Genomic DNA, 10,573 nt, shown 5'->3' with positions numbered 1-10,573 from the left:
TTGAGATGCTAACGCCCCGACTTCTTCAGTACGTATAATATCAGTAACATCTTCACCTTCTAGCATGATGCGGGTATTACCTGCCGTCGTGACAAAATTCACATCTAAATTAGACGCCAAAGGTAAAACCGACTCTTCATCCACGACATCTATGCCATGATGCTGACAAGCAACTGCAAGAACGCGATAAATAGCCCCACTGTCGAGAAAGTGCCACTTTAAATAATTAGCTATATTAGCGCTAAGAGTGCCTTTCCCAGCACCACTTGGGCCATCGACTGTAACTATGGATATAGGTTTTGTCACTACATGTCATCCACTGAAATATTGAAGCGCGGTATTATACGCGCTCCCGGTGTCGACATAAAGTTAAATTTATATTTCTGTTAATGACTTGAGCCTTCAGTCAATGTTGAAAGACAATAAATTTACTGACATATACTCGCAAAACGAGTGAAATAATCAGGGAATGTTTTAGCCGTGCACTTTGGATCATTGATTGTCACGGCAGTATTAGATAACGCAACTAATGAGAAACACATGGCAACACGATGATCATCATAAGTATCAATATCACTGTGCAATAAAGTTTCAGGTGGCGTGACTTCAATAAAATCATCACCTTCTACAACAGTCGCACCGACTTTACGTAATTCGGTTGCCATAGCGTGTAAACGATCAGTTTCTTTCACCCGCCAGTTATAAATGTTGCGAATAGCCGTTGTACCTTTAGCGAATAACGCAGTGGTAGCAATTGTCATAGCAGCGTCAGGAATATGATTCATGTCCATATCAACCGCTGTTAGTGGTGCTCCAGTGATCGTAATGCTATTAGGCTGATAACTTACCTTAGCGCCCATTGCTTCTAACACTTCAGCAAAACGAATATCACCTTGCACTGAAGCACTACCTACACCTGTTACTTCAACGGTGCCACCTTTAATAGCACCAGCAGCTAAAAAGTAAGAGGCAGATGACGCATCCCCTTCTACCATGTAGGTTTCAGGAGCAATATAACTTTGGTTACCTTTCACATGAAACACTTTATATTGGTTATGCGTAACGGAAACGCCGAACTTTTGCATAATATCTAAGGTGATATCTATGTAAGGAATGGAAACTAAATCGCCTTGAATATGAATCTCTGAATCAGACGTAAACAATGGTGCTGCCATCAATATAGCAGTTAAAAACTGCGATGACACACTACCATCTACTTCTATATGTCCACCTGTTAAACGCTGTCCACGTATATCTAAAGCCGGATATCCAACTTCATCTAAATAACGAATGTCCGCGTTTACATCAGCTAGTGCAGCAACCAGATCGCCAATTGGACGTTCTTTCATACGTGGTTCGCCAGTCAATACAGTGTTGATTGGCGAAGTGGCCAGCACACCACATAATGGACGCATTGCTGTTCCCGCATTTCCTAAGAAAAGTTCACTTTCAGGTTGGGTCGTGAAGACGTCACCTAACCCTTCTACTACACAGACCGTGTTATTTTCAGATAATGTATAACTGACTCCTAATGCCGATAATGCATTAAGCATATGACGAATATCGTCACTATCAAGTAAATTAGTGACGGTCGTCGTGCCTTTTGCCAGTGCCGCTAATAATAATGCACGGTTAGATAATGATTTTGATCCAGGCACATTAACCGTACCTGACACAGCACTAATTGGCTGAAGCGTGAGTTGTTCCATGATAAATCGTTATCCTTTAGTACGTGAAAATTCTTGCATAAATTCAACGAGTGCCTGCACACCCTCTAATGACATCGCATTATAAATACTGGCACGCATACCACCGACAGAGCGATGACCTTTTAATGCCGCCAATCCATTAGCTTCTGCTAACGATAAGAACTCACTATCAAGTGCTGAGTCAGCTAAAGTAAACGGGACATTCATGATAGAACGATGTTGTGTAGCGACGTTGTTGTGGTAAAAGTCGTTATTATCTATTGCTTGATATAATAATGCTGCTTTTGCTTCATTACGTTTAGAAATAACAGATAATCCGCCTTGCGCTTTTAACCACTTAAACACTAAGCCAGATAAGTACCATGAATAAGTTGGCGGTGTATTATACATACTGTCATTGTTTGCTTGGATAGTATAATTCAAGAAACTTGGCGTAATAGATTGAGCTTTATCCAACAAATCATCACGCACAATGACAACAGCTAAACCTGATGGCCCTATATTTTTTTGTGCACTTGCATAAATGATCCCAAAATCATTGACATTTAACGGCCCCGATAAAATGGTAGATGACATATCAGCAACTAAAGGAACCCCTTCTAGTTTAGGCGGCTCAAAAATCGCAATACCATCTACCGTTTCGTTTGGACAATAATGTAAATAGGCAGCTTGAGAACGCTGTTCATCCGTCAAAGACCAATCTTTTTGACCAGGCACAACTCTTAATCCAGTATGATCTACAGTGTCTTGTGCCACAATATGAGTACGAGTATATTTTGCAGCCTCTGATACAGCTCCTTTCGACCAAGAGCCTGATTGTAAATGTAAACTTAAATCAGTCGACTGTGCAATATTCAACGGTACACTGGTAAACTGTCCGCGACCACCGCCCTGTAAAAACAACACCTTATAGTTATCAGGTACAGATAATAAATCTCGTAGATCTTGCTCAGCTTGAGCAGCGACTTCAATAAAGGGCTTACTGCGGTGACTGATCTCCATTACAGATGAGCCTACACCCTGCCAGTTAAGCATTTCAGCTTGCGCCTGTTGCATTACTTCTGCAGGTAACATCGCCGGACCGGCACTAAAATTAAAATGTTGCACGTTGGTTCCTATTTATTTACCAAAACAATAAAAAAGCGATGCAAACATCTGTCTACACCGCTTATGAATCTTACCTAATAAGTTAATGCATACTTATTCAGTATCATCACTGCCAGTTGATTCATTATCACTTGCTAGTGGTTGAGCACTATCTATATCAGTTGTTACTGTTACAGCATCAGCTTCAATCACATTTCCTTCTTCATCAGTTTCAATGTTTGAGGATTCTACTTCATCAATACGTTGTAAGCCTACGACATTTTCATTTTCACCCGTACGAATCAATGTTACTCCTTGAGTATTACGGCCTACAGTAGAAACCTCTGTCGCACGAGTACGAACTAAAGTACCTTGGTCACTGATCAACATGATTTCATCATCTTCATTAACCTGAACAGCACCGACTACTAAACCATTACGTTCCGATACCTTAATCGAGACTACACCCTTAGTGGCACGAGATTTAGCTGGATATTCAGCAATATCGGTACGCTTACCATAACCGTTTTCAGTAGCAGTTAATACTGCACCTTCTCCTTGAGGGACAATTAAAGAGACAACTTTTTGGTCTTCTTCTAGTCGAATACCTCGGACACCTGTAGCCGTTCGACCCATTGGACGAACCTGCTCTTCGTGGAAACGTACCACTTTACCAGCATCAGAGAACAACATAATTTCACTGTCGCCATCGGTTAAATCGACGCCAATCAACTCATTACCATCGTTAAGATTTACCGCAATAATACCATTAGCACGTGGGCGAGAGTATTGTGTCAACTCAGTCTTTTTAACTGTGCCATTCGTAGTTGCCATGAAGACATATTTACCGTCAACAAATTCCTTGATAGGCAGAATAGCTGTGATTCTTTCACCCTCTTCCAAAGGTAAGATATTCACAATCGGACGACCACGTGCATTTCGACTTGCTAACGGTAATTGATAGACTTTTAACCAATATAGGCGTCCTCGAGTAGAAAAACATAGAATATGATCATGAGTATTAGCAACTAATAGTTTCTCAATGAAATCTTCATCTTTCATCTTCGTCGCAGATTTACCTTTGCCACCTCGTTTTTGCGCTTCGTAATCAGACAATTTCTGATATTTTACGTAACCCTCATGTGATAGCGTAACCACTACATCTTCACGCTCAATTAAGTCTTCTAAATCAATATCATGTGACGCTGCGGTAATTTCCGTACGACGATCGTCACCAAACTCATCACGAATGGCTTCAAGTTCCTCACGGATGACTTCCATTAGACGCTCAGAGCTACCTAATATACGCAATAATTCTGCGATAACATCTAATAAGTCTTTGTATTCTGATAAGATCTTATCGTGTTCTAAGCCGGTTAATTTATGTAAACGTAAATCAAGAATCGCTTGGGCTTGTTGTTCAGTTAAGTAATACAATCCATCGCGAATACCATATTCTGGCTCCAACCAATCAGGACGTGCAGCATCATCACCAGCACGTTCAAGCATTTCGGCAACATCGCCCAATGCCCAGCCTTGCGCTGTTAGCTTGAGCTTTGCCTCAGAAGGACTAGGTGACGCTTTAATTAATTCAATCACAGGGTCAATATTTGCTAATGCAATCGCAAGACCTTCCAATAAATGAGCACGATCACGGGCTTTTTTAAGCTCGTAAACAGTTCTGCGTGTCACTACTTCGCGGCGATGCAGAATAAAACATTCTAAAGTATCTTTTAAATTAAAGACTTTAGGCTGGTTATTATCTAACGCTACCATATTTATGCCAAACACCGTCTGTAACTGGGTGTTAGCATATAAATGATTAAGTAATACTTCTGCTGATTCGTTACGTTTTACTTCTATAACGATACGCATACCATCTTTATCAGATTCATCACGAAGTGCAGACACACCTTCAATACGTTTTTCTTTTACCAACTCAGCAATTTTTTCAATCAGTTTTGCTTTATTTACTTGATACGGTAATTCATTAACAATGATGGTCTCTTTACCATTGTCTTCCCTTTCAATTTCAGCACGAGCACGTAAGTAAATTTTACCGCGTCCTGTGCGATATGCTTCTTCAATTCCTTTGCGACCACTGATAATTGCTGCAGTTGGAAAATCTGGACCAGGAATATATTCAATTAATTCTTCGATCGTACATGCTGGATTTTCTATTAATGCCACACAACCATTAATAACTTCAGTTAAGTTATGTGGTGGGATATTAGTAGCCATACCTACAGCAATACCAGATGAGCCATTAACTAATAAATTAGGCACTCTAGTGGGCATGACTTCTGGAATTTTCTCAGTACCATCATAATTAGGTACAAAGTTGACAGTTTCTTTATCTAAATCAGCTAACAATTCATGCGCAATTTTGGACATCCGAACTTCGGTGTAACGCATCGCTGCCGCAGAATCACCATCAACAGAACCAAAATTACCTTGTCCATCGACCAACATATAACGTAATGAAAAAGGCTGTGCCATTCGAACAATCGTATCATATACAGCAGTATCACCGTGTGGGTGATATTTACCGATGACATCACCTACGACACGAGCTGATTTTTTATACGGTTTGTTAAAATCGTTTTTTAATTCATTCATGGCGAATAGCACGCGACGGTGAACCGGTTTCAAACCGTCACGAACATCAGGAAGTGCTCGTCCAACGATCACGCTCATAGCGTAATCAAGATATGAATTTTTAAGTTCTTCTTCGATATTAATCGGTAATATTTCTTTGGCGCGATCAGTCATAAACTGCCGAATCCCCTATATTGGTTATTGAGGGTGTTTCTCATTGTGCTTGGTCAGCTTATACAACGGAAAACCTCTCTTTTTTTATGGGTGAAACATGAGTAAATCTCACTCTTGACTATAACATCAAGCGTTCAAAATATGTAGTAAATGTACGTTTAAATATTTCTTCCGCCGAAAATTTAAGCAATTATCCATAATCGAATGTTTCCGAAAATAATGATATTATCGCAAAACGTAAATAAATCGCCCTTTAATGAAGTATTTTGGAGCTGTCTAGCGCATGAATGTTGATCATCAAGAAATCGAAAAATTTACCGCCATTGCAAGTCGCTGGTGGGATTTAGATGGTGAATTCAAACCGCTTCATCAAATCAATCCACTACGGGTGGATTACATTATTGGGAAAATTACGGGTAAATCACGTCCTAATAATGGTTATCCAAATAATATATTAAATGGGTTGAAGATTGTCGATATTGGTTGCGGTGGTGGAATATTAGCAGAAGCTTTAGCATCTCATGGTGCCCATGTGGTAGGTATTGATCTTGCAGAAGAATCTCTTACTGTTGCACGTCTACATGCGTTAGAGACTGGCTTAAAAAATGTGACATATGAATTAATTTGTGCAGAAGAATTCGCCTCACAAAACATGGAACAATTTGATGTTGTTACATGTTTAGAAATGCTTGAACATGTGCCAGACCCAGGCTCAATTATTGAGGCCGCTGCGTTTCTTGCAAAACCCAATGCACCGGTTTTTTTCTCGACACTTAACCGAAACCCTAAATCCTATTTAATGGCTATTGTCGGTGCCGAATACGTGATGAACTTAGTGCCCAAAGGAACTCATGATTTCAGTAAGTTTATTAAACCCAGTGAACTAATGCGTATGATTGACAACACGCCTTTAACAATTAAAGCAACGACCGGTTTGCACTTTAATCCAATAACACAAGGCTATTATTTGTCGAATGCAAATATAGATGTGAATTACATTGTACACTGCCAAAAATGAATATTATTTTCCGCTCTTTTCATCTTGACAAATAATTAACATAACTCAAATAGACACCATATATAGTGTTAACATTATGCAATTACTTCTATATATCGTGTTTGCATAACAACATCATAAAATATAATAAAAAAAATTAAATAATTTTACACCTCTGTCGGTTGCCATTTTTTTATATCAAACCCCATATTTACGGGCTTTGTACTAATCCCTTGAGCGCACTGATGGTTTTTTAACCTACAAAACACATCATCTAGTGGTTGCATTGCAACTTAAACCACATTATCTTGTGCCTACCATCTATTTCGCAGACCATTAATTTTATCTTCCTGTTTTTTAACACAAGTCGTATCAATTCATCATAGGTTGAATTAAATATTGCTTGGCACGAGAAAGATTGTTGGTTAACAGAAAATCTACTAGTTAGATATTTGCATATAAATATTAAAATAAACGGCATTTAACATGAACAAACAATTATCAGTTACCAAACGCGATGGCGTAACCGAAGCCATCGATTTAGATAAAATTCATAAAGTCATCACATGGGCGGCCAAAGATTTACATAACGTCTCTGTGTCTCAAGTAGAAATAAAAGCACATATCCAATTTTTTGATGGCATCAGCACTGAAGTTATCCACGAAACATTAATCAAGTCAGCCGCCGATTTAATCTCAACTGATTCTCCTGATTACCAATATCTTGCTGCCCGTTTAGCAATATTCCATCTGCGTAAGAAAGCTTACGGTCAGTTTGAACCACCTAAGTTATTTGATCATGTTAAGTCTATGGTTGAGCGTGGTAAATACGATGAACATTTACTGGCTGACTATACTGCTGAAGAATTTGAAGCGATGGACGGTTTCCTCGATCATTGGCGTGATATGAATTTTTCTTACGCTGCAGTCAAGCAGCTTGAAGGTAAGTATTTAGTCCAAAACCGTGTAAGTGGAGAGATTTACGAAAGTGCACAATTCTTGTATGTCCTTGTCGCAGCTTGTTTATTTGCAAATTACCCAAAAGCGACACGTCTTGATTATATTAAACGTTTTTACGATGCTGTTTCACTATTCAAGATTTCTTTACCTACGCCCATCATGGCAGGCGTTCGCACCCCTACTCGTCAATTCAGCTCGTGTGTGTTGATTGAGGCAGGAGATAGTTTAGACTCCATTAACGCAACGTCTTCTGCAATTGTAAAATACGTCTCACAGCGCGCTGGAATTGGTGTTAATGCTGGTCGTATCCGTGCATTAGGTAGTGAAATCCGTGGTGGTGAAGCATTTCATACTGGTTGTATTCCTTTTTATAAGTACTTTCAAACAGCAGTTAAAAGTTGTTCGCAAGGTGGTGTCCGTGGTGGTGCTGCAACCCTCTTCTATCCTTTATGGCATTTAGAAGTCGAATCATTACTTGTACTTAAAAACAACCGAGGTGTTGAAGAAAATCGTGTTCGTCACCTCGATTACGGCGTACAGTTTAATAAACTAATGTACACTCGATTAATTAAAAACCAGAATATTACCTTATTCAGCCCATCAGATGTGCCTGGATTATATGATGCATTCTTTGCTGACCAAGATAAATTCGATGAGTTGTACGTCAAATACGAAAACGATCCTAGTATTCGTAAGAAAAGTATCAAGGCGATGGAGCTATTCAGCTTATTCATGCAAGAACGTGCAAGTACTGGTCGTATTTATTTACAGAATGTTGATCACTGTAATACGCATAGTCCTTTCGATCCTAAAGTGGCACCAGTACGACAGTCTAACTTATGTTTAGAAATTGCATTACCGACTAAACCGTTGGAGCATGTAATGGATCCTGAGGGTGAAATCGCTTTATGTACATTATCAGCCTTTAACTTGGGTGCAATTAAATCATTAGATGAGCTCGAAGAGTTAGCAGATTTGGCCGTACGTGCACTAGACAGTTTACTCGATTATCAAGATTACCCAGTACCGGCTGCTCGCAATGCATCATTAGGACGCCGTACGCTAGGTATTGGTGTGATTAACTTTGCTTATTACCTGGCGAAGAATGGTGTTAAATACTCTGATCATAGTGCGAATGGATTAATCCATAAGACCTTTGAAGCGATCCAATATTATTTAATGAAAGCTTCTAATAATCTAGCTATTGAGCAAGGGCCTTGTCCATTATTTAATGAAACGACTTATTCTCAAGGGTTAATGCCTATCGATACTTACAAAAAAGATATCGATAACATTTGTGATGAACCGTTACATCTAGATTGGGATAGTTTACGTGAGAGTGTCGTTAAACATGGTTTACGAAATTCAACATTATCTGCGTTAATGCCTTCTGAAACGTCATCTCAAATTTCAAATGCAACTAACGGGATTGAACCACCACGCGGTCATATCAGTATAAAATCAAGTAAAGATGGTGTCCTTAAACAAGTTGTGCCTGACTATGAGAATCTCAAAGACAAGTATGAGTTACTGTGGGACCTGCCCTCAAACGATGGTTATTTACAATTATGCGCCATCATGCAGAAGTTTGTGGACCAAACAATTTCGGCTAATACCAGTTATGACCCAAGTAAATATGAAGGTAATAAAGTCCCGATGAAATTACTCATTAAAGACTTACTTACCACTTATAAATTGGGCATTAAAACCTTGTATTACCATAACACCCGAGATGGTGCGGGTGAATCAAGTGATGCTGATCTATCAGCAATCAAACAAACACCTCAGGCCCAAGTGGTTATTGAGGAAGAAGATGATGGATGTGCTGGCGGCGCGTGTAAAATTTAACACGCACGCATGCTTCAACTACAACAATTAAATAGAAGTGTAAACACATGAAATATACTACCTTTAATCAAAAAAATACGGACTTTATGCTAGAGCCTATGTTCTTTGGCAACCCGGTAAACGTAGCGCGTTATGACCAACAAAAACACGCTATTTTTGAAAAATTGATTGAAAAACAAATCTCGTTTTTCTGGCGTCCTGAAGAAGTTGACGTCAGTAAAGACCGTATGGACTTTCAAGGGTTAAGTGATGCTGAAAAGCACATTTTCATCTCTAACTTAAAATATCAAACCCTATTAGATTCTGTCCAGGGACGTAGCCCGAACATTGCATTGTTACCGATTGTTTCTTTACCTGAATTAGAAACTTGGATTGAGACTTGGTCTTTCTTTGAAACTATTCATTCTCGTTCTTACACGCATATCTTACGTAATTTGTTTACTGATCCGAGTAACATTTTTGAAGATATCGTCGAAAACGAAGAAATCAAACGCCGTGCGGCAGATATTTCTAAGTACTACGACGATCTTATTTTTGCTACTCAGTTATGGCAAACCCAAGGTGAAGGTACGCATGAAGTTAACGGTGAAACTCATATTATTAACATGCGTGAACTTAAGAAGAAATTGTATTTATGCATGAATTCAGTCAACGCATTAGAAGCGATTCGTTTTTATGTCTCGTTTGCGTGTACATTTGCATTTGCAGAACGAGAATTAATGGAAGGTAATTCTAAAATTATCCGTTTGATTGCCCGTGACGAAAATTTACATTTAACCTCTACCCAACACGTATTAAATCTGTGGGCCAAAGGCAAAGACGATCCAGAAATGGCTGAGATTGCGAAAGAATGTGAACAAGAAGCCCGTGATATTTTCTTAAACGCTGTGCAGCAAGAAAAAGAATGGGCAGCATTCTTATTTAACAACGGTTCAATGATTGGTTTAAACGAAGAAATCTTGTGCTCTTATGTTGAATATATCGCTAATCAACGCATGGCGGCTATCGGTTTAGGTCAACCATTCGATGTCTCGAGTAACCCACTACCTTGGATGAATAACTACTTAAATTCTGACAACGTACAAGTTGCACCACAAGAATCTGAAATAAGCTCCTATCTAGTTGGTCAAATCGATGCTGAAGTATCCGCAGATGATTTTGATGAATTTGAGCTATAACACGTTATTTATCACGTGAAGTA

7 protein-coding genes are annotated in these 10,573 nt (G+C 39.1%); 3 read left to right on the top strand and 4 right to left on the bottom strand.

The window, feature by feature from the left end:
* The 4 genes from G2999_RS08480 to gyrA all read right to left on the bottom strand — a co-directional run.
* Positions 1-306, bottom strand: a 306-nt coding sequence (locus tag G2999_RS08480) for a d(CMP) kinase (protein ID WP_010180688.1), incomplete at its 3' end; no start/stop codon positions are given.
* A gap of 122 nt (positions 307-428) precedes the next feature.
* Complete coding sequence (gene aroA, locus G2999_RS08475) at positions 429-1,709, bottom strand: 3-phosphoshikimate 1-carboxyvinyltransferase (RefSeq protein ID WP_010180686.1); 1,281 nt, start codon at positions 1,707-1,709, stop codon at positions 429-431.
* Positions 1,710-1,718: 9 nt separating this feature from the next.
* Positions 1,719-2,816 carry a 3-phosphoserine/phosphohydroxythreonine transaminase gene (serC, locus tag G2999_RS08470; RefSeq protein WP_010180684.1) on the bottom strand — a complete coding sequence of 366 codons (1,098 nt, stop codon included), beginning with the start codon at positions 2,814-2,816 and terminating at the stop codon, positions 1,719-1,721.
* Between the two features lie 93 nt (positions 2,817-2,909).
* A complete protein-coding gene (gyrA, locus tag G2999_RS08465; protein ID WP_010180683.1) occupies positions 2,910-5,567 on the bottom strand; it encodes a DNA topoisomerase (ATP-hydrolyzing) subunit A in 2,658 nt (885 codons plus the stop codon).
* A 283-nt stretch (positions 5,568-5,850) separates the two neighbouring features.
* Here gyrA and ubiG point away from each other — a divergent pair, with 283 nt between their 5' ends.
* From ubiG to nrdB, 3 genes are all read left to right on the top strand, one after another.
* Positions 5,851-6,585, top strand: coding sequence for a bifunctional 2-polyprenyl-6-hydroxyphenol methylase/3-demethylubiquinol 3-O-methyltransferase UbiG (gene ubiG / locus G2999_RS08460; RefSeq protein ID WP_010180681.1), 735 nt, complete (start codon positions 5,851-5,853; stop codon positions 6,583-6,585).
* A 465-nt stretch (positions 6,586-7,050) separates the two neighbouring features.
* Entirely contained in the window at positions 7,051-9,372 is a 2,322-nt protein-coding gene (gene nrdA / locus G2999_RS08455) for a class 1a ribonucleoside-diphosphate reductase subunit alpha (protein ID WP_010180678.1), read from the top strand.
* Positions 9,373-9,419: 47 nt separating this feature from the next.
* Positions 9,420-10,550, top strand: coding sequence for a class Ia ribonucleoside-diphosphate reductase subunit beta (gene nrdB, locus G2999_RS08450; protein ID WP_010180676.1), 1,131 nt, complete (start codon positions 9,420-9,422; stop codon positions 10,548-10,550).
* Positions 10,551-10,573: the final 23 nt, after the last annotated feature.

Source organism: Glaciecola sp. HTCC2999 (assembly GCF_000155775.1).
Classification (GTDB): Bacteria; Pseudomonadota; Gammaproteobacteria; order Enterobacterales; family Alteromonadaceae; genus Opacimonas.
Note: the sequence above shows the minus strand (reverse complement) of the source record. Positions and strands in the feature narration are given on the sequence as shown.